Below are 19852 nucleotides of genomic sequence, written 5' to 3' on the forward strand. Positions count from 1 at the left end.
GTCCAGAAGTACGTGCCGGGATCGGTTCCTGCCAGCGCTTCCCGTTCCTCGGTTTTCACGGTGAGGACGCCGTCTTCCCAGATCCGAGCCATCAGGGTCTTACCGAACCACGCCGGCTGGCCCCAGCTGGGCCGCTCGCTTTTGCCGGGCAATCCACGGCAAATCACGCGGACGTCTTCCTCCGTAGCCATGGTTTACTTTGGCACCGGCGCCCCTGCCCATGCCCATGCAATGCCCCTCCTGCTAGGGTCTGTCCATGGATGAAAAATTGGGGAAATTCATCGAAGACTTCGGAACACTGACTCGGCTGGTCCAGTCCGGATTGGATCATCCCGACGACGGCGAGCAGCTTCTACAGGCGTTGACCGGGCACCTCGGCGTGCCCGCACATGAACTATCCGTCGTGACGGAGGAGATCCCGCAGCATCGCTTGGTGGATGTGGACATCGTGATGGAAGGGCTGGCTGGCCGCGACCCGGACTGGCGGCTGGTAGGAATCGGCGGCGGCGATCAGCGCCACCACATGTCCTTCAGCGATATGTTGCAGCAATCCCGTAGCTACCCCCGTTTTCCCCTCGCCCAGCCGGACTTCACCAACCTCGCCACTGGCCCAGAGCAACAGCGCCAGGCCGTTGCACTGGGGCTCTGGCTCTTTAGCTACGCCGGATCACCCGTAGCGGTCCTCCAGCGCGGTGCCAAGTTGGATCGCGGCCGGCAAATTGCCTCACTTGAAGTCCTGGCCATGCGCCCTGGGGTCGCTTCCGAACTCCTGGCCGAGGTGCGGCGCGACATGGAGCACCAAAGTGTTTTCAAAGGCCAGATCATTGCCCTCGCAGTCAGCGATTATGGGCCGAGCATCAGTGGGGTGACCTTCATCAGGCGCCCGGAACTCGCCAGCAGCGATGTGGTCCTTCCGGCTGGGCTCCTCAACAAAGTGGAGGGCCACACCCTGGGCATTGCGCGGCAAGCGGACATCCTTGCGGCACACGGACAGCATCTCAAGCGCGGCCTCCTTCTCTACGGACCGCCGGGGACCGGCAAGACACACACGGTCCGGTACCTGCTGAGCCAAAGCGAGGGTACGACGGCGGTGCTCCTCTCCGGCGGTTCGCTCGCCAGAATTTCCGAAGCGGCCAAGATCGCCCGGGCTTTGGCGCCGTCCATCGTGGTGCTGGAGGATTGCGATCTGATCGCCGAAGACCGCAGCTTCGGCCACGGCCCCAAACCGCTGCTCTTCGAGGTGCTCGATGCGATGGACGGGCTCGACGACGACGCCGACGTCGCGTTCGTGCTGACGACCAACCGCCTGGACCTTTTGGAGCGGGCGCTCGCCCAGCGGCCAGGACGCGTGGACCTCGCGGTGGAAATCCCACTTCCGTCCAAGCACGAGCGGGTGGAACTTCTGCGGCTGTATTCCAACGGACTCGCGTTCTCCCCCTCGGCGATCGAAGCCGCCGCAGACCGGACGGCCGGCACTACGGCGTCGTTCGCGAAGGAGCTGATCCGACGCTCGGTGGTCGCGGCAGCGCTGGCGGGCGAGACTCCCGGCGACTCGCACCTGGGCCCCGCGGTGGGACTGCTCATGGCCGACGGCGAGGCCCTGACCCGTAGCCTGCTCGGAGGCAACGGCCGCGAGCCCATCGCAAAGGAGTAGCCTCCGCTCCGGCTCAAGCTCAGCGCGCCAAGGACCCACTCACTCCGCGGTTGCGTTTTGTTCGGACTCTTGGTCCGCGGGCGTCCACGTGAGCTTGACCGTGGCTCCGCCGTTGTTCTCGTCGATCCTCATGCGCAGTTCCTCGCCATAAAGGAACTCGTGTTCAAAATGCCGTCCGTCAATGCGAGCCGCATCCAGGAGCTTCGTCATCGCCGTTGCCATCGCCCGGCCCCAGTCATGCGGATTCTTGCTGGACGCTTCTTCAAGGGCTGAATAGCTGACCATAAATCAATTGTTCTCCGGCGCGCGAAGTTCTGCCAGACCCCGGTCTGCTCCGGACACTAGAGCCGACGGCGGCGGGCACCTTCCGCCGTCGGGTTCCTCAGTCTTCGGTGGGTGTGGTGCGGTTCGAGTGGTAGTCCCGCCAGCTGTGCTCGGGGGAGAAGCCGAGGAGGCGCTTGGCCTTGTCGATGGACAGCAAGGTTTCATGTTCTCCCAGGTCCTTGGTCACGTTGACCTCCGGGAAGACTTCGGCGGCCAGACTGGCGCTTGAGCGACTCATCACGGAGTCAGCGGCAGCGATGATGAACGCTTCGAACCCCGGTTTGCCGTTCTCCAAGGCGCGAGCCACTGCTTGCGCGCCATCGCGCCCGTCGATGTACGCCCAGAGGTTCCATTTACGGAGTTTCGCGTCGGCGTCAAAGGAGGGGAACGCTTCGTAATCCTCGGGGTCCATCACGTTGGAGAACCTCAACGCCACAATGCTCAGCAGGGGATCCCAGCGCGTGAGTTCGATGGCCATCTGTTCTTCGAGATGCTTCACCAGGGAATAGGTGCTTTCGGGCCGCGCCGGATATTCCTCGTCCACAGGAATGTAGGGAGGATCGACGTCGAACGGCAGCCCCAGCACTGTCTCGCTGGAGGCGTACACGATCTTCTTGATCCCTGCCCTCCTGGCGGCTTGGAAGACGTTGTAGGTAGACAGCATGTTGTTTTCAAACGTTGCGGCATCCGGGACCAGTCCTGGGGCCGGGATCGCTCCGAGGTGGACGATCGCGTCGAATCCGTGGTGACGATCGTCCAGGCCAAGGATCACGTCCACAATCTGGCCGTAGTTGCGGAGATCTACCGTGACCGTTCCGCGCCCCTTCAGGCCGGCGCGATCCAGGTTCATGACCTCGTGGCCATCGGCCCTCAGCTTGCGGACAACGCTCTTGCCCAGTTTCCCGCTTCCTCCGGTTACCGCAATTCTCATGATGCACTCCTCGGGTCCGGCTGCAGGCGAAGGCCCGCTGCGGCCATGTCCGCCGCCAGCACACCGCTGAGCTTGGCGTGCCCGGCAGCATTCAGGTGAACGCCGTCCACCAAGTCCCCGGCGACCTGATATTTGCTGATCCAGTCCCCGACGCTGAAGAAAGGAGCCCCGGCCTTGGCTGCAATACTGCCCAGCAGCGCGTCAACCTGGGTGCGACGCCCCCCGCCCGCGTTGGCACCCCTGGCAAGAGTTCCGATAATCACGATCTTCGCCTGTGGGTACCTCTTTTTGAGGGCGGCGAGGAGCCTGTTGGCGTTGGCCGTGATCTGCTCGTCGCTGGCGTTGTGGGAGGCATCGTTGCCTCCACCTTCGACAACGATCAGCGGCGGCGTCCCATAAGGCAGGACCCAATCTCCTCGTTGCAGCGCATCGATGTAGTTGCCGCTCTTGCTCGTCGCGGCCACGTATCCCGTACCGCCCCGGGCCACGGAGTACACCTTGTAACCAAGCGAGCCCAAAGCCTCCCGCGGCCATGAGCCCATGGGCTCAGACTGGGAGTCCCCAATGAGGACGGCCGTGTGCCGGACGTCCGCGAGGATGATTTCGTTCCGGTTGTTGCTTGGGTTCTTGAACAGGGACCCCACGGGAAGCTTTGACGGATCCGGCCCGGAATCAGGTTTCTTGGGACCTTGGCCCGCTGCCGCTGGACTCCCTGAGGGCGCAGCGGGTGCCGCTGTCTGCCTGCCGCTGGATGAGTCGCTCGGTTCAGCGGGCGCCTGTGAACAGCCTGCCAAGAGCACTCCGGCGGCGATCACGGATGCAGCAAAGCGGAGTATGCGAGATTTGTGCATCGACCTGTCCCGGGCTTGCTTTCTGTTCGTTTAAGCGTTGTTTAAGCAACTTTGCATTGCTCACGGACCGGTGACGGAACGAGCCGGCAGCCTGCCTACGTCGGAGTCTATTGGATCGGGACGGGGAAGGTCACGGCGACGTGGGAATTATCCTCGTCGGACGGCCGGTGTGGAAGAATTTCATTTCGCACCCCCATCCTTCCGACGCACAGATAGGAACCCCGTGCACGCACCGGCGCCCGAGCCGGAAACCCACTCTGTCCCCGATGTCCGTTCGCGGCGATCATGGACGGGAAGACTGCGCTCAGCGCAGCTCACGTTGGGTTTTGTCATCGTCTTCTGGGGATTGGGAGCGCTGACCTCCAGTCTCGCCACGGGACCGGATGCGCAATTGCGGCTCAATTTCGCACTTACGCCCCGCTCCCTACCTGATCACTGGTGGGCCGCTGTAACTTCCGCCGTCTGGGCCAGGGACCTGACGGGCTATGTGCTGGAAACTGCTTTGGTGCTGCTGCTTGGCGTGCCCTTGGAACGGCGAATGGGACGGCGGGCGTACGCAATCGCAGCTGTCTCCAGCCAGATTCTGGGCGTTGGCATTGCCTTTGGATTCCTTGCCTTGGCCCAAGGGTTGCTCGGTAGCTGGACAGCGGAGATAGGCAGCCACCTCTTCGTGGGTCCGAGTGCGTTCATCATCGGTACCGCCATGGCGGGAACTGCTTCCATGGCAACCCTGTGGAGGCGCCGGATCCGGCTTGTCGTCTTCGCCTTGTTGCTCCTCCTGGCCCTGTACAGCGGAGGGTTTGCAGACCTGGTCAGGCTCGGCGCCGCAGGTGCGGGCACGGTTCTCGGGCCGCTGCTGATGGGCCGCCGGCCGCGGTTTGCGCGCCCCGTCAGTTCCCGGCACGAAGGCCGGGTGCTGCTTTCGCTGCTCATTGCCGCATCGGCGATCGGTCCGGTAGTAGCCGGCCTCATCCCGCATGCGGTAGGACCGTTGTCCATCCTGCGTTTCCTGTTTACCAACATCCAGCCCGTAGATCCCCAAACACTCCAAGGCCTCTGCTCGGACCCGGCGCAAGCGAAGGACTGCGCCGTCGCGCAGCTGCAGTTGCGCGCCGGCGCCGGCGGGATCTTCATGGCCATACTTCCGTCCTTCCTTCTGCTGTTGCTGGCGGAGGGCCTCCGCCGCGGACGGCGCTTTGCCTGGGTGGGGACCCTTTTGATCCAGGTGGGCCTTTCCGTCCTGGCCGGAATTGCGCTGGCCGGAGTCTTGCAGCCGACTTCTTCGGCTACCGGCGCGAGCGAGGGGATTGTCGCAATCGAAGGATCGGCTTCCTCGCAGCCGTTCACCCTGGCCCTGCCGCTGCTTCTGCCCCTTGCGCTGACCATCATTCTGCTCGCGACCCGGCGGCTGTTTCATGTCGAGGCGCCGAAGGGGACTTACAGACGCCTCGCGGTCCGGGTACTTGCGATAGCGGCTGTGCTGAGTGTCGTCTATGTCGGCGCCGGGCTCTTGCTCGCGCAGGATTTCTCCCCTGTTCCGGGGCTGCCGGACTTACTGGCGGATGTCCCTGACCGTTTCCTTCCGCTGGGCTTCGTCCTGGATGTGCCGCCGGCGATCTTCCCCCAGGGCACGGCCGCCGTTCTCGTGTACGAAGGCGTCGGGGTCGTCTTTTGGGCGGTCGCGGGTGTCCTGATCTTCAGGACCTTCCTCCATCAGGCCCACACCCGGCACGACGCCAGTACGGAGCGTGCCCGGAAAGTCATCAAGACGTGGGAGGGAAGCTCACTGTCCTGGATGACCACTTGGCCGGGAAACATGTACTGGTTCTCCGCTTCCGGGCAGTCCTTCGTTGCGTACCGCGTCAGCACGGGGGTTGCGCTCACACTGGGCGGCCCGGTGGGACCTAAATCCGAGACGACCGCCGTCTTCGAAGAATTTGCCCGCTACTGCAGGGCCAACGGTTGGACGCCGTGTTTCTACTCCGTACCCCAGGAATTGCGCGACCACGCGGATTCCTCCGGATGGAGCTCTGCACAAGTAGCCCAGGAAACAGTCCTGCCATTGCATTCGGTCTCTTTCAAAGGGAAAAAGTTCCAGGACATCCGTACGGCGTTGAACAATGCCGCGAAGGCGGGCATCCGCTACGAATGGACGAGTTACGCCTCGGCCCCTTTCTCGGTCCAGGTCCAGATCGAGGAAATCTCCGAAGAATGGGTAGCAGACAGGAACATGCCCGAAATGGGCTTTACCTTGGGCAGCCTTGACGAACTCGACGACCCCGAGGTGCGCTGCCTGCTTGCAATCGACAAGCGCCACACCGTACACGCAGTCACGTCTTGGTTGCCCGTATACCGCAACGGGCACATCATTGGCTGGACCCTCGATTTCATGCGTCGCCGCAGCGGCGGCTTCCGTGCCAGCATCGAATTCCTCATCGCTTCAGCGGCCCTCAGCCTCAAGGATGAAGGATGCGAATTCGTGAGCCTTTCCGGAGCACCCCTGGCACGGGTCGAAGAGGATCCTTCCGAGATGCCTCGCCCAAGGCCACGATCCCGGCCTCCCGGCAGCCTCGACCGCTTGCTCGACTGGTTGGGGGCGACTTTGGAACCGGTGTACGGGTTCAGGTCCCTCTTGGCGTTCAAAGCAAAATTCCAGCCCCGGTACGAGCCCCTCTACATGCTCTACCCCGACGCCGCTTCCCTGCCTGCCGTTGGAACCGCAGTTGCGCGGGCCTACCTGCCGATGCTCAACCTCGGAGCGGGGCTGGCTTTGGCAGGCCGGATCTTCCGCTGGCCCAAGCGCTCCGCAACGTCAGGTCAGGGCCGTCCCTGAAGCCGTCGAGGACGCCCCTGACGGGGAGCCCGACGGCGAGCCCGACGGCGAGGCCGGCAAGGAGCCCGACGCCGGGACCCCGCCGATCGGGACATTGCTGTGATGCGCTTTGCCGTGGTGAAGTTGCAAAGCACTGAGCACCAAGCCGAAATGGCTGAAGGCCTGGGGCGTATTGCCAAGTTGGCGGCCCGTATGTGCGTCCCATTCTTCGCTCAGCAGGCCCACGTCGTTGCGAAGGGCCAGGAGCCTCTCGAAGAGGGCTGTCGCCTCCGCACGGCGCCCCGCCCCCAAGAGCGCGTCCACCATCCAGAAGGAACACGCGAGGAAGACGCCCTCCCCACCCGGCAGTCCGTCGTCGCTGTCCTGCGGACGGTAGCGCAGCACAAAGCCGTCTTCCGTCAGCTCACGCTGGATGGCGTCAATGGTGCCGATCACGCGCGGATCGTCGTGCGGCAGGAACCCCACTTTGGGGATGAGGAGAAGGCTCGCGTCCAACTCCTTGCTCCCATAGGACTGGACGAAGGTATTGCGGTCCGCGTCGAATCCGTGGGTCATGACTTCGTCATGGATGGTGTCCCGCAAAGCCTCCCAGCGATCCAGCGGACCGGGCATCCCGGATTCACGGATTCCCCGGACCATCCGGTCAGCCGCAACCCAGGCCATCACTTTCGAGTGCACGAAGTGGCGCCGCGGGCCGCGTACCTCCCAAAGTCCGTTGTCGGGCTTGTCCCAGGTGCTCTCAAGGTGGCGCATCAAGGCGATCTGGATAGCCCAGGACTCATCGCCGATGGTCATCAGTGATGCCCGGGTCAGGGACAGGCAGTCCAGGACCTCTCCCCACACGTCGAGCTGAAGCTGCTCCGCTGCCGCATTCCCGATTCGGACCGGCTTCGAACCCTGGTATCCCGCAAGCCACGTCAGCTCCGTCTCGGGCAATCGCCGGCGACCGTGCAAGCTGTACATGATCTGGAGGTCTGCCGGGTCGCCGGCCACTGCGCGGAGTAGCCAATCCCGCCACGCGCTGGCCTCTTCGGTATAGCCCGCGGCCAGGAAGGCCTGAAGGGTCAATGTGGCATCACGCAGCCAGCAATAGCGGTAGTCCCAGTTCCGCGGTCCGCCGATCTGTTCGGGGAGCGAGGTGGTGGCGGCGGCAACAATGCCCCCGGTAGGCGCATAGGTGAGGGCCTTCAGCGTGATCAAGGAGCGCTGAACGGCTTTCCGGTACGGCCCCCGGACGGTGCAACGCTTGGACCAATCCGTCCAGAATCCTGCGGTGTCCTCGAGCGCGATATCTGCCTCGACGGTGCGTGGCCGCCGTTCGTGGCTGGGCGCCCAGGTCAGGACGAAGGGGACGTGGTCACCGGCGTTCACCGTGAACTCGCTGACGGTGGTGAAGTCCTTGCCTACCAACGACGCCGGGGTCTTGAGGTAGACGGAGTCCGGACCGGCAACCGCGCGGAGGCCGTGCCTGTCACGGCGAACCCAGGGCACCACGTGTCCATAGTCGAACCTCAGGATCAGTTCCCCGCGCATCTTGACCGTCCCGCGGATCCCTTCCACCACGCGAACGATGTCCGCGACGGCGTCGCGCGGCGGCATGAAGTCGATGACCCGGACGTGCCCTTCATCGGTTTCCCAGTCCGTTTCCAGGATGAGGGTTCCGTCTCGGTACTGGCGGCGCGTGCAAATTCCCCCGGTTTCAGGTGCCAAGAGCCAGCGCCCGGCTTGAGGGGAATCCAGGAGCGCGGCGAAGCACGCTGGCGAATCGAAACGCGGGAGGCACAGCCAGTCTATGGAGCCCGCCGTGCTGACCAGGGCTGCGGTGTGCAGGTCCCCGATCATTGCATAGTCTTCGATTCTTTGGCCGGTAGACGGTTGACCGTTCACAGTCCCTTTCCTAGTGCTGATTCAATGGCGGCTATTGCCTTGGCCGTGATCTCTTCCCGCTGGCCCGAACCATCCACGGCGAGCACGATTCCGCGCTCGGAGTATCGCTCAACCACGGCCTGTGTTTCCTTGCGGTAAAGTTCCAGGCGACGTCGGATCACCGGTGCTGTGTCATCGCTCCGGCCCTGCTCCTGCGCCCTGCGGAGCATCCGCGCGACGAGCTCGTCGTCGTCGACCGCTAGTTCGACGACGGCATCCAGTTGCTGCTGGTTGCCGGCCAGAATGCCGTCCAATGCCTCGATCTGCGCCGTCGTGCGGGGATATCCGTCCAGGAGGAATCCTGCCAGGACGTCGGCGCTGCCAAGCCGCTGACGGATCATGGCATTGGTGACGTGATCCGGCACGAACTCGCCGCTGTCCATGTACTTGCTGGCTTCGGCTCCGAGTTCCGTCTTGCCGCCGACGTGCGCGCGGAAGATGTCTCCGGTGGAAATGGCGGGTATGCCGAAATGCCCGGCGATGTGCTCAGCCTGGGTGCCCTTGCCCGAGCCAGGAGGGCCCATGATGATCAATCGCGTCATGCCACTGTCCGTTCGTGAAGCGGTTTTGCGTGCCCCGGCATTGTGGCTAGAGCTTAGCAACTGTGGGGCGCTCGCGGCAGGGCCACGACCCGCCGCTTCAGACCGTGGCGGGGTCGGTATTGGCGCCGCAGAGGACCACGGCCACGCGTTCACCTTCTGCCGGAACATACGCTCCGGAGTTCACGGCCGCGAAAGCGGCGGCTGCGCCATGTTCCACGACAATCCGGTACTGCTCCCAGAGCAGGGAGCGCGCCGCGGCGATGTCGTCGTCGGACACCAGGACCGTCCGGACACCCGTGCGGACAGCCACCTCGAAACCGATCCGGCCGATCTGCCGGGCGCCCAGGGAATCTGCAGCGATCCCGGAGACGGCAACGTCAACGGGTGCCCCTGCAGCGAGGGCCGAATAGAGAGTGGGAGCGTTGTCCGGCTCGACGCCGACGACCCTGGCGTGACCTTCGACGGCGGCCGCGATTCCCGCCATGAGCCCGCCGCCTCCAACGGCTACCACAACGGTGTCTACCTCCCCTAGCTGTTCCAGGAGCTCCGAGCCGACAGTGCCCGCGCCAGCGGCGATTTCGGCTTGGTCGTAAGCGTGGCAGTAGACTGCGCCGGTTTCCGCGGCGTAGTCAAGGGCGGCCTCAAACGCTTCGGCGTACTCGGTTCCGCGCTGGACCACCGTGGCTCCGCTGGCCTTGAGCTTCTTGACCTTCACGGCAGGTGCGGTCTCGGGGACAAAGACGGTTGCGGGCACACGGAGCTGCGCCGCGGCATAGGCATTCGCCAACCCCGCATTGCCTCCCGAAGCAACGACGATTCCAACATCGTCCTTCAGCTCGCCGCGCTCCCGCGCGGCCAGAACGCGGTTGAAAGCACCCCTCGCCTTGAACGTCCCCGTGTGCTGCATGAACTCGCATTTGAACCACAATTGCCCGGGCACCGTTCCGGCATCGGCTTCGAATACGGGTGTGCGGCGGATCCTTCCCGCAATCCGGGCGGCAGCTTCATCGACGTCGACGCGTGTGATCATGGGAAGTCCTCGTTCCGTGCGGTCCGATCTTGGGCAGGCTCTAGCCTCAGGCTACCGCGTACCTAGAGGGACTCGACGTCGGCCGTTCCGAGCTGCTGCCGGCGTGCCTGGCGGTTCCGCAACCAACGGCGGGCAAGGTCCACTGCGGCCCAGATTCCGGCGAGGGGAGAGAGCACGACGACGCCGTAGATGAAGATCATCCACGTCAGGATGGCCAAGGGCTGCTGCGCTCCGCTCAACCAGGACAACCCGCCGAGCAAGCCGATTGTCCAGAACAAAACCACGCCCAAGAGCACTGCTCCCGCCGGAAAATACTCGCTCCTCACTACAGCCATCAGTGTCTCCACCGGCTGCCACCTGCCTTCCATCTCCGCACCCGAATAACTTCAGTATGCATCCGGAAAAACGCCGGACACGGTCAGCGCGCGGGCGAAGTGACGAACATAACCGCGGGGGCCGTGTCGCCACGGATTTCGGGGCCTATGTGACGGGTGGAATGGCGGCGTAGTCTGTAAACACGCACGGTTGATAGCTGGAAAAATGGCGTCGAAGAACGGTCGAAAACGCGGTTTGGCCGCGGCCCTCTGGAGGGTCTTCGGATTCTTCGTCGTGAGCGCCATTTGTGGCGTGCTGGCCGCCGGGCTGGTAGTCCCCGGTGTGGCTTCGGCGGGCATGGCCGTCAGCGGTTCGATCAAGTACTTTGACAACCTTCCGGGCGATCTGGTGGTCGCCGCGCCGTCGCAGTCCACCAAAGTGCTCAGCGCAGACGGAAAGACGATCGCCACCTTCTATGCGGAGAACCGGGTGAGGGTCAGCCTCGACCAAATGTCCCCCTACATCAAGGACGCGATTGTCGCCGTCGAGGACAGCCGCTTCTACGAGCACGGCGGCATCGACCCACAGGGGATTCTCCGGGCATTAGCGTCCAACTTCACGAAGGGCACCAACGAGGGCGCGTCGACCCTGACCCAGCAGTACGTGACAAACGTACTGAACGAGTCCCGTTTGGCGGCAGGCCAGACCGGTCAGGTGGTGCTCAGCGGTCAGAAGACCATCGGCGACAAGCTGCGCGAAATGAAGCTCGCCGTCGAACTCGAGAAGAAATTCACGAAGGACCAGATCCTGGAGGGCTACCTCAATATTGTGTTCTTCAACAGGGACGCGTACGGGATCGAAGCGGCAGCGCAGCACTTCTTCAGCGTCTCAGCCAAGGACCTCAGCCTTCCACAGGCCGCACTGCTCGCCGGCCTGGTCAACAGTCCCAGCTACTTCGACCCCTCCGTCCATCCGGACAACTCCATCCAACGCCGCAACCTTGTGCTGTCCGACATGCTCGCCCAGCACAAGATCCAGCAGGCAGCGTATGCGGCCGCCGTCGCCACCCCCATCAAGCTCAACATCACCCCCGGGAAGCAAGGCTGCGCCGCAGCAGACATGGCCGTGTATTTCTGCGACTACATCTCCCACCTCATCCTCAATGATCCGGCCTACGGTGCCAGCGTCACGGACCGGGAACAGCTTCTGTACCGCGGTGGCTTGACGATCACCACCACCTTGGACAGCCGCTTGCAAGTGGTGGCACAGCAGCAGGTCGATGCCACAGCAGGGGCCAACCCCGACAAATGGGGCGCCTCCTTGGTCTCGGTACAGCCCGGCACGGGCAAGATCCTGGCGATGGCGCAGAACACCGTCTTTCTTCCTGAACCCGGAAAATTCGATACCCAGCTGAACTTCAACGTCGATTCAAAAGACGCCAACGGTAATGACCTGAACGGAGCCGGAGGGTTCCAGCCAGGCTCCGCCATGAAGCCGTTCACTTTCACCGAGTGGCTCAACGAGGGCAAATCCATGACCACAGAGGTGGACGCGTCGCGGCGCACCTATCCACTCGGATTCCCCTGGAAAGACAGCTGCGGGAAGGTGCTTGGCGGTTACAGCACCGCCCAGAAGATAGCCGGCCTCGGTACAGCGGACGACCTCCGCAACAACGACGAGGGATACTACCGCCCAATGCCCGTCAACTACGGGCTCTACAACTCCATCAACACCGCAACCTTTGCCGAGGCAGCCCAACTGGACTTCTGCGGCATCCAGAAAGTGGTCGATGCGGTAGGTCTCCACAGCGGCGTGGACAACGCCCCCGTGAACATGCACCAACTGGGCAACCTGCTCGGCGGCACTGAAGTATCGCCGCTCGTCATGGCCGACGCCTTTGCCACTTTCGCCAACGACGGCACATACTGCGCGCCGATCGCCATTGTGGGCATCACGGATCCATCCGGCGGGAAGCTGCCCGCCCAAGCCAGTTCATGCCACCCGGCCATCAAGCCCGAGGTTGCCCGCGGCGTCGACTCCGTGCTCCAGGACGTCCTGAAACGGGGGTCCGGCATCTACATTCAACCGAAAGTCCAGGACCTGTTCCCTACCGCGGCAAAAACGGGAACGAACAATAGCAACGGCTCCACCTGGGTGGTCGGATTCACCACCGGGCTCGCCACGGCGTCCTTCTTCGGCGACACCATGGCAGGGCAGAGCCGGGTCGGACAGAACGTGACCATCAACGGCAAGTTCTACACCGCCATCGACGGCTACATGCTGGCTGGCCCCCAGTGGGCCAACTACATGACGCAAGTCGCCGGGCTGTACCCGGCGGCAGGCTTCCCTGCGCCGCCCGCGTCCATGGCGGGGACACCTACGCCGACTCCTTCCCACTGAGTTTCAGAATTCCTGTCCAGTAGCACGGATCATCACTTCAGAGACGTCGACGCCGGGTGGCTGGGCGAGTGCCCAGAGCATGGTTTTTGCCACGGACTCCGGGGCGATGGCGGCGTCGGGGGCGTTCTTCCACAAGGGAGTGTCCACATGCCCGGGGGCGATGTGCAGCACCCGGACGCCTGTACCCACGAGCTGCTGACGGAGTGATTCGGCGTAGCCGGTCACTGCCCATTTGGTGGCCGTGTAGAGGTTTCCGGGGTACACCTTGCGCCCTGCCGTGCTGCCCATGAGTACCATGTGCCCCCGGTTGGCCCTGAGCTCCGGCAGGGCGGCCTTGGCCAATATCGCGGGGCCATAGACATTGGTCAGCACCATGTCCCGCCAGCGTTCCGGGTCACCGTCGGCAAGATCTCCGGGGGCTGAGAAACCTGCGTTGGCTACAGCGACGTCGATTCCCCCGAGGAAGTCCACTGCAGCGGCGACGGCTCCACGGGTCCGTTCCCAGTCCCCCGCGTCCGCCACCAGTCCGCCCACGTGCCCCAGCCCGGAACAAGACTCAAGGAACGCTGCGAGCCGCACGGCGTCGCGCCCGGTGGTGAAAACGGAGTGGCCGGCGCGGAGTGATTCCCGCACGAGGGCGGCACCGATCCCACTGGTGCCGCCCGTCACGATGATGCGCACTATGCCCACGTTCCCATCAGGACGGATCCGAGATACCGATGTAGCGGGTTTCCAGGTACTCCTCAATGCCTTCCGTGCCGCCTTCGCGGCCTAGCCCGGACTGCTTGACGCCACCGAACGGGGCAGCGGGGTTGGACACGATGCCGGTATTCAACCCGAACATGCCTACGTCCAACCGTTCGGAAAGGCGGATGCCCCGGTTGAGGTCGCGGGTGTACGCGTAGGCGACGAGACCGAATTCAGTGTCGTTGGCCAGCGCGATCGCCTCGGCCTCGGTGCGGAAGCTGACCACGGGCGCGACCGGTCCGAAGACTTCCTCCTGCAGGATCCGCGCGCCCGACGGCACGTTCGTGAGTACCGTGGGCGCGTAGAAGTAGCCCTCACCGTCCGACGGCGCGCCGCCGGTAAGTGCCGTGGCTCCCCCGGCGATGGCGTCCTGCACCAGTTCATCCACCTTGGCGCGGCTCTTGGCGTCGATGAGCGGCCCGATGTTGGTGCCCTCGGCCGAGCCACGGCCGAGTTTGAGAGAGCCCATGCGGTCTGCGAGGCCTTGGCTGAATTGAAGGGCCAGCGACTCGTGGACGATAAAGCGGTTGGCCGCCGTGCAGGCCTCGCCCATGTTCCGCAGCTTGGCCAGCATGGCTCCGTCCAAGGCCGCCTCCAGCTCCGCATCCTCGAAGACCAGGAAGGGTGCGTTGCCGCCCAGTTCCATGGAGGTCCGCAGCACCTGATGGGCGGAGTCGGCGATGAGCTGCCTGCCCACTCCGGTGGAACCGGTGAAGGACAATTTCCGCAGCCGGCTATCCCGGATCAACGGTCCGGTCACATCGCCGGGGCGCGTGGTCGGGATGACGTTGAGGACCCCGGCAGGCAGGCCCGCTTCCTGGAACACCTCGGTGAGCAGGAGTGCCGTCAGCGGTGTCAGGTTGGCCGGCTTGAGCACCATGGTGCAGCCTGCGGCGACGGCCGGCGCGATCTTGCGCGTGGCCATGGCCAACGGGAAATTCCAGGGCGTGATGAACAGGCACGGACCCACGGGACGCTTGGTCACCAGAAGCCGGGACTTGCCATCCGGCGCCATGGAATAGCGGCCCGAGATACGCACGGCTTCCTCGGAAAACCAACGCAGGAACTCGGCGCCGTAGGCCACTTCACCCCGCGACTCTGCCAGCGGTTTTCCCATTTCCAGAGTCATGGCCAGGGCGAAATCCTCGGCACGCGCGGTGACCAGCTCGAAGGCGCGACGCAGGATTTCGCCGCGTTCGCGCGGCGGCGTCCCAGCCCAGCTGTCCTGGACCCGGGCGGCGGCGGCCAGTGCGCGCTCACCGTCGGACGGTGAGGCATCCGAGACCCAAGCCAGAGTGGCACCCGTGGAGGGGTCCTCGACGGCGGAGGTGGCGCCGTCGGACGCGTCGATCCATTCGCCGTCGATGAACAGCTGCTTCGGCAGCGTTGCGATGAACTCGAGTTCCGAGTCCATCGTGGTGGTTGCGGGCACGGCGGGGGCAAGGGTGTTTTCCACTTACAGCGCTTTCTCGAGGATCGTGCGGATTTCGGCGGCGGTGGGCGGCACCGGTGTGTTGTTGATGACAGCGTCCGCCAGGGTGTCATCCACGAGCGAATCCAGGTCCGCCGCGGTGACGCCGAAATCGGTCAATCGAGCCGTCATGCCGACGTCGCGGGCCAAGCCGGCGACGGCGGCGATCGCAGCCTCGGCGTTGGCCTCGACGGTGGCGGCCGTGTCCCCCACGCCCAGGGCGAAGGCCAAGCGGGCAGTGCGGTCCAGACGGTTGCGGAGGTTCAGCCGGAGCACGTCCTCGATCACCAGGCACAGCGCCAAGCCGTGCGGGATGTTGAAGCGGCCGCCGAGCGGGTGCGCGATGGCGTGGACCAAGCCGAGGCCCGTGTGCGAGAAGCCGACGCCTGCAATATGCGAGGCCAGGAGCAGCTGGGAGCGAGCCTCAAGGTCCGATCCGTCAGCCACTGCGCGGGGCAGGAACTCGGCCACCATGGACACTGCCTGGAGGGCGATGCCATCCGAGTAGGGGTTCCGGCGGATGGAGGAATAGGACTCGATCGCATGGGTGAGCGCATCCATTCCGGTGGCGGCGGTCGCCTTCGGCGGCAGCCCTAGGGTCAGCTCGGGGTCGAGGATGGCCGCCTTGGGCAGCGCGGATTCGTGGCCGACGTAGAACTTCCGGTGGGCCTCGACGTCGGTGACCACACCGAAAGCGTTGACTTCAGCGCCGGTGCCGGCCGTCGTCGGGACCGCGACGATAGGCAGCGCGGGGTTGGCGAAGTGGTTGCTGTAGTCCAGCCCTGCACCGCGGGCCGGGTTCACGGCGCCCAGCGAGATCCCCTTGGCCGCGTCCATGGACGAGCCGCCGCCCACGGCCACGAGGACGTCCACTCCGGAGGACGCGGCCAGGTCCGAGCCAGCGTCGACGCAAGTGGTGGTCGGGTTGGGGGTGACGCCGTCGAAGATCGTGACGCCCAGTCCGGACGTCTCCAGCGAGGCGCGGACGGCGGCAACGACGTCGGTGGTGGCGAGGAACGGGTCCGTGACGATCAGCGCCGATTTGGCACCGAGGGCGGCCACGATCCTGCCCACCTCGGTGACCTTTCCGCGGCCGAAGTACGCCGTTGGTTTGGGGTCCAGGGTCAGTTCGGTGGAGGCAAGCTCCGCGTGGATCTGCGGCCGGGTGTGCATATCAGGCTCCTTCTGCTGCGGTAGCGGGTACGATTGCGGCGCGCAACTGCATTCCGATGGCGTCTTCGTAAAGTTTCACGGGCGTCATTTCGCCGGCTTTGTCGCCGTAAAGGGCCTTGGCCCGGCGGTAGAGCTGCTCCACGAGCGACGACAGTTCCACGGGCACCCCCACGGAACGGGCGAGGTCCACCGAGAGGCCGAGGTCCTTGCAAGCCAGGGCTATCGCGAAACCTTCGTCGTAGTCACCGTGGTTGAGGATGGACAGGACATCGTTCTGGACGAAGTTCGAGTTGGCCGGGCTGGCGATGAGGGCCTGCCGTAGGACTTCCAGGTCCACGCCTGCTTTAACTCCGGTGCTCAGGACCTCTGCCGTGGCTACGAGGTGGGAGAACCACAGCTGATTGATCATGAGCTTCACGGCGTAGCCTGCTCCGTGGCCGCCCACGTGCAGGATCCGCTCGGGGTCGCCCATTGCCTCGAACACCGGGCGGAGGCGCTCGACGTCGGCAGCCTCGCCGCCGACGAAGATCTGCAGCATGCCGTTCGCGGCCCCTACGGACATACCGCTCACGGGCGCGTCCAGGACGCGGAGGCCGCGGACCTCTCCGGCTCGGCGGACCCGGTTCGCCACGTCCGGGACAGAAGTGGACATGTCCACCCATGTCCCGCCGTCGGGCAGTCCCTCAAGGATGCCTCCCCGACCCATGGCGACGGATTCAACGTGCTTTGGCGTGGGGAGCATGGTGATCACGACGTCGGAGCCGGCGGCGACCGCCGCTGCGCTCTCCGCCCATTCGGCGCCATGGGCGAGGAGATCGGCGGCAGACTCCTTGCGGACGTCGTTGACGACCAGGTGGAAGCCGGCGGCCTGGAGGTTGCGGGTCATGCCCGAACCCATGTTGCCGAGGCCGATGAAGCCGATGCGGGCGGTACCTGGGGTGAAGGGCGTCTCGGGTGAAGCCGGCCCGGCGGCAGGGGCGTGGGTTGTTGCTGTCATTTCAAGTCTCGATTCCGGTAGTCAGGCGTCATCCAGGGCCGCGTCGCCCAGGTTGATCCATGTGGTTTTCAAGGCGGAGTAGGCGTCCAGGGCGTGCAGGGAACGGTCCCTGCCGAAGCCGGACTCCTTGAAGCCGCCGAACGGCGTGATGATGTCTGCGACGTCGAAGGTATTCACCCAAACGGTGCCGGCGCGCAATTCGCGGGCCACGGTGTGTGCCTTCGTGATGTCCTGCGTCCAGACACTTGCGGCAAGGCCGTACTTGCTGTCGTTGGCCATCCGGACGCCCTCCGAGGCGCCGTGGAAGGTGCTGACGGCCAGGACCGGCCCGAAGATTTCCTCCTGGCCGATGCGCCCGGAGTTGTCGACCCGGTCCAGGACCGTGGGCTCCAGGTAATAGCCGTTTTCGACGCCGGGCGGACGGATCCGGGCGCCTCCGCTGGCGACCGTGATGCCTTCGGATTCAGCGATGCGGTAATAGCCCAGGATGCTCTCCAGCTGTTGGTGGTCGACGATTGCGCCGATCTGCGTTGCAGGGTCCAGTGGGTCGCCAAGCTGCAGGGAACGGCCCACCTTGATGACTTCTTCGAGGAGTTCGTCGTGCACACGCTCGTCTACGAGGAGGCGGGAGCCGCCGTGGCAGGTCTGGCCGGCGTTGTAGAAGATGCCCCATGCGACGGCGGACGCGCACGCTGCGATGTCGCCGACGTCGTGCAGCACCACTTGAGGGGACTTTCCGCCGAGTTCCAGCGCCACCTGCTTGCCGTTGGATTCGGAAGCATAACGCTGGAAATACCTGCCCACCTCCGGGGATCCGGTGAAGGTGATTTTGTCCACCAACGGATGGCGGCCAAGGGCGGCTCCGGCCACGTGTCCCAGGCCGGGAACCACGTTGAACACACCGTCCGGGACACCGGCCTCGGTGGCCAGCTCGGCCAGGCGCAGGGCGCTGAGGCTCGTCTGTTCGGAAGGCTTGAGGACCACGGAGTTCCCGGCCGCCAGGGCCGGGGCCACCTTCCAGGCGGAGATGATCAGCGGGTAGTTCCAGGGAACCACCGCGCCGATCACGCCGAGCGGTTCCCGCGAGATGATGGCGAGCGCGTTGCGCGGAGTGGGCGCGACGTCGTCGTACACCTTGTCGAGGGCTTCCGCGTACCAGCGGAAGGTCCGGGCGCAGCTTGGGACGTCGACGGCGAGCGCATCGCTGATCGGGTGGCCGCTGTCCGTGGATTCCAGAAGGGCAAGTTCCTCGAGGTTCTCCACGATGAGTTCGGAGAGCCGCGTGAGGACCGCTTGGCGGTGGCGCCGGTCGGTCTTGGACCATGCACCGGCCTCGAAGGAGCGGTGCGCGGCGACGACGGCGTCGTCAACGTCCTGCTCCCCCGCTGCCGCTATATGTGCGGTGACCGAGCCATCGCGGGGCGAGACCGTGGGGAACGTTTCGCCGCTGCGGGCGTCGCGGAAGCCGCCGTCGATGTACAAACCAGTGGAGGGGCGCTGGGCTCCAGCCCGCTGGATCCAATCGTTCTTCGTTGCTGTCATTGCGCGTTCCTTAGACCGAGTACTTCTTGACGGCGTCGTAGTCGATGACCGCACCCAGGCCCGGAAGGTCGGGTACGCGGAGCGCACCGTCGGCATCGATATCCAGCGGCTCCATGAAGAAGTCGCGACGTTCGGGGGTCCAGCCGGGCGGATCGTAGGGGAATTCCAAGTATGGCCCCGCGTCCACGCCGGCGGCTACGTGCAGATTGGCCAGCAGGCCCAGGCCGTTGCTCCACGTGTGCGGAGTGAAGAAGCGGTGCTTGAGGTTGGCGGTCTCGGCCACTTGCCGGGCCCGGTACATGCCTACCGCCAGGGCGACATCGGGCTGGTAAATGTCGTAGGCATCGGCTTCAATGAGTGCCATCATCTCGGGCATGCTGCGGACCATTTCGCCGCCCGAAACCTGGATGCCGGTCTGCTCGCGGACACGCTGGGCACCCTTGATGTCGGCTTGCGGCAGCGGCTCCTCGAGCCAGCGGACACCCAGTTCGGCCAACTGCGTTGCCAGCTTGTGGACCTTGGCCAGCTCGAGCGCCGGTTCGATGTCCCCGCTCATGCGCCACATCTGGTTGAGGTCCACCATGAGGTCGAAATCGCTGCCGACGGCTTCACGGGCCGCACGGACGGATTCCACGCCCTCCTCAAGGTGGTCCCGGGCGATCCTGATCTTCATCGCTTTGAAGCCCCGGTCCTTGGCGGCGAGCGCGGACTCGGCCCGGGCCGCTGGAGCCTTCAGTTCGCCGGAAGAGGCGTAGGCCAGCAGTTTGTTGCGCGCTCCCCCGAAGAGAATGGCCACGGGCAGCTCGGCCACCTTGCCTATGATGTCCCAGAGCGCCGCCTCCAAGGGCCAGTAGCGGCCGCCATGGAAGTTGATGGTCTCGATGCGGCGGACCTGGTTGAGGATAGTCAACGGATCCGTGCCGATGAACAGGTGCTCGTAGGCCTCGAAGCCGTCCATGGTGTCGCCCGAGCCGACGCCGGTGATGCCTTCGTCTGTTTCCACTTCCACAAGCGTGGCCGGAAACGTCGTGCGCGGTACGGGGTCCCACGCTGCGCTGAAGGGCGGGTCGAGGGGCAGAACCATGCGGGTCAGCCGGATGGCGGTGATCTTCATTG

The 19852-nt window shown here is 64.8% G+C and carries 16 protein-coding genes; 3 read left to right on the top strand and 13 right to left on the bottom strand.

Features of this window, described 5'->3' with window-relative positions:
• Nucleotides 1–256: 256 nt before the first annotated feature.
• Entirely contained in the window at nucleotides 257–1654 is a 1398-nt protein-coding gene (locus ABH924_RS12460; RefSeq protein WP_404499212.1) for an AAA family ATPase, read from the top strand.
• A 39-nt stretch (nucleotides 1655–1693) separates the two neighbouring features.
• Here ABH924_RS12460 and ABH924_RS12465 read toward each other — a convergent pair whose 3' ends face one another.
• The 3 genes from ABH924_RS12465 to ABH924_RS12475 all read right to left on the bottom strand — a co-directional run bounded on the left by ABH924_RS12465 (nucleotide 1694) and on the right by ABH924_RS12475 (nucleotide 3553).
• Nucleotides 1694–1939, bottom strand: a complete 246-nt coding sequence (locus ABH924_RS12465) for a hypothetical protein (RefSeq protein ID WP_234753401.1) — start codon at nucleotides 1937–1939, stop codon at nucleotides 1694–1696.
• A gap of 97 nt (nucleotides 1940–2036) precedes the next feature.
• The gene (locus tag ABH924_RS12470; RefSeq protein ID WP_404499214.1) at nucleotides 2037–2909 is read right to left on the bottom strand and encodes an NAD-dependent epimerase/dehydratase family protein; all 873 of its coding nucleotides are present in this window, start codon (nucleotides 2907–2909) and stop codon (nucleotides 2037–2039) included.
• Entirely contained in the window at nucleotides 2906–3553 is a 648-nt protein-coding gene (locus tag ABH924_RS12475; protein ID WP_404499216.1) for an SGNH/GDSL hydrolase family protein, read from the bottom strand. Before ABH924_RS12475 ends, ABH924_RS12470 begins: the two co-directional genes overlap by 4 nt.
• Before the next feature lie 430 nt (nucleotides 3554–3983).
• Here ABH924_RS12475 and ABH924_RS12480 point away from each other — a divergent pair, with 430 nt between their 5' ends.
• Complete coding sequence (locus ABH924_RS12480) at nucleotides 3984–6593, top strand: bifunctional lysylphosphatidylglycerol flippase/synthetase MprF (RefSeq protein ID WP_404499218.1); 2610 nt, start codon at nucleotides 3984–3986, stop codon at nucleotides 6591–6593.
• On the opposite strand, the gene ABH924_RS12485 is transcribed toward ABH924_RS12480, so the two are convergent.
• From ABH924_RS12485 to ABH924_RS12500, 4 genes are all read right to left on the bottom strand, one after another.
• A complete protein-coding gene (locus tag ABH924_RS12485) occupies nucleotides 6573–8435 on the bottom strand; it encodes a glycoside hydrolase family 15 protein (RefSeq protein WP_404499333.1) in 1863 nt (620 codons plus the stop codon). The two genes, ABH924_RS12480 and ABH924_RS12485, sit on opposite strands and share 21 nt — an antisense overlap.
• A 41-nt stretch (nucleotides 8436–8476) precedes the next feature.
• Entirely contained in the window at nucleotides 8477–9061 is a 585-nt protein-coding gene (locus ABH924_RS12490; RefSeq protein ID WP_234753394.1) for an adenylate kinase, read from the bottom strand.
• 97 nt (nucleotides 9062–9158) lie between these two features.
• A complete protein-coding gene (locus tag ABH924_RS12495) occupies nucleotides 9159–10091 on the bottom strand; it encodes a threonine/serine dehydratase (protein WP_234753393.1) in 933 nt (310 codons plus the stop codon).
• 62 nt (nucleotides 10092–10153) lie between these two features.
• Nucleotides 10154–10426, bottom strand: a complete 273-nt coding sequence (locus tag ABH924_RS12500) for a hypothetical protein (RefSeq protein WP_234753392.1) — start codon at nucleotides 10424–10426, stop codon at nucleotides 10154–10156.
• 205 nt (nucleotides 10427–10631) lie between these two features.
• Between ABH924_RS12500 and ABH924_RS12505 the strand changes: the two genes are divergently transcribed.
• Complete coding sequence (locus ABH924_RS12505) at nucleotides 10632–12806, top strand: transglycosylase domain-containing protein (protein WP_234753391.1); 2175 nt, start codon at nucleotides 10632–10634, stop codon at nucleotides 12804–12806.
• A gap of 3 nt (nucleotides 12807–12809) precedes the next feature.
• Here the strand turns inward: ABH924_RS12505 and ABH924_RS12510 are convergent, their stop codons facing one another.
• Genes ABH924_RS12510 through ABH924_RS12535 form a run of 6 tightly spaced genes read right to left on the bottom strand, consistent with a single transcriptional unit; the run spans nucleotide 12810 to nucleotide 19850 of the window.
• Entirely contained in the window at nucleotides 12810–13487 is a 678-nt protein-coding gene (locus ABH924_RS12510; RefSeq protein WP_344787020.1) for an SDR family oxidoreductase, read from the bottom strand.
• A gap of 16 nt (nucleotides 13488–13503) precedes the next feature.
• The gene (locus tag ABH924_RS12515; protein WP_404499221.1) at nucleotides 13504–15009 is read right to left on the bottom strand and encodes an NAD-dependent succinate-semialdehyde dehydrogenase; all 1506 of its coding nucleotides are present in this window, start codon (nucleotides 15007–15009) and stop codon (nucleotides 13504–13506) included.
• Nucleotides 15010–16197 (bottom strand): iron-containing alcohol dehydrogenase family protein, encoded by a 1188-nt coding sequence (locus ABH924_RS12520; RefSeq protein WP_404499223.1) that lies wholly within the window; start codon nucleotides 16195–16197, stop codon nucleotides 15010–15012.
• 1 nt (nucleotide 16198) lies between these two features.
• Nucleotides 16199–17194: an NAD(P)-dependent oxidoreductase gene (locus ABH924_RS12525; RefSeq protein WP_404499225.1), complete on the bottom strand. Its 996-nt coding sequence runs from the start codon at nucleotides 17192–17194 to the stop codon at nucleotides 16199–16201.
• Nucleotides 17195–17215: 21 nt separating this feature from the next.
• Complete coding sequence (locus tag ABH924_RS12530; protein WP_404499227.1) at nucleotides 17216–18736, bottom strand: aldehyde dehydrogenase; 1521 nt, start codon at nucleotides 18734–18736, stop codon at nucleotides 17216–17218.
• A 10-nt stretch (nucleotides 18737–18746) separates the two neighbouring features.
• Nucleotides 18747–19850: a mandelate racemase/muconate lactonizing enzyme family protein gene (locus ABH924_RS12535; RefSeq protein WP_404499229.1), complete on the bottom strand. Its 1104-nt coding sequence runs from the start codon at nucleotides 19848–19850 to the stop codon at nucleotides 18747–18749.
• Nucleotides 19851–19852 lie beyond the last annotated feature (2 nt).

Origin of the sequence: Arthrobacter sp. GAS37 (assembly GCF_044908325.1) — a bacterium.
Taxonomy (GTDB): Bacteria; Actinomycetota; Actinomycetes; order Actinomycetales; family Micrococcaceae; genus Arthrobacter; species Arthrobacter ramosus.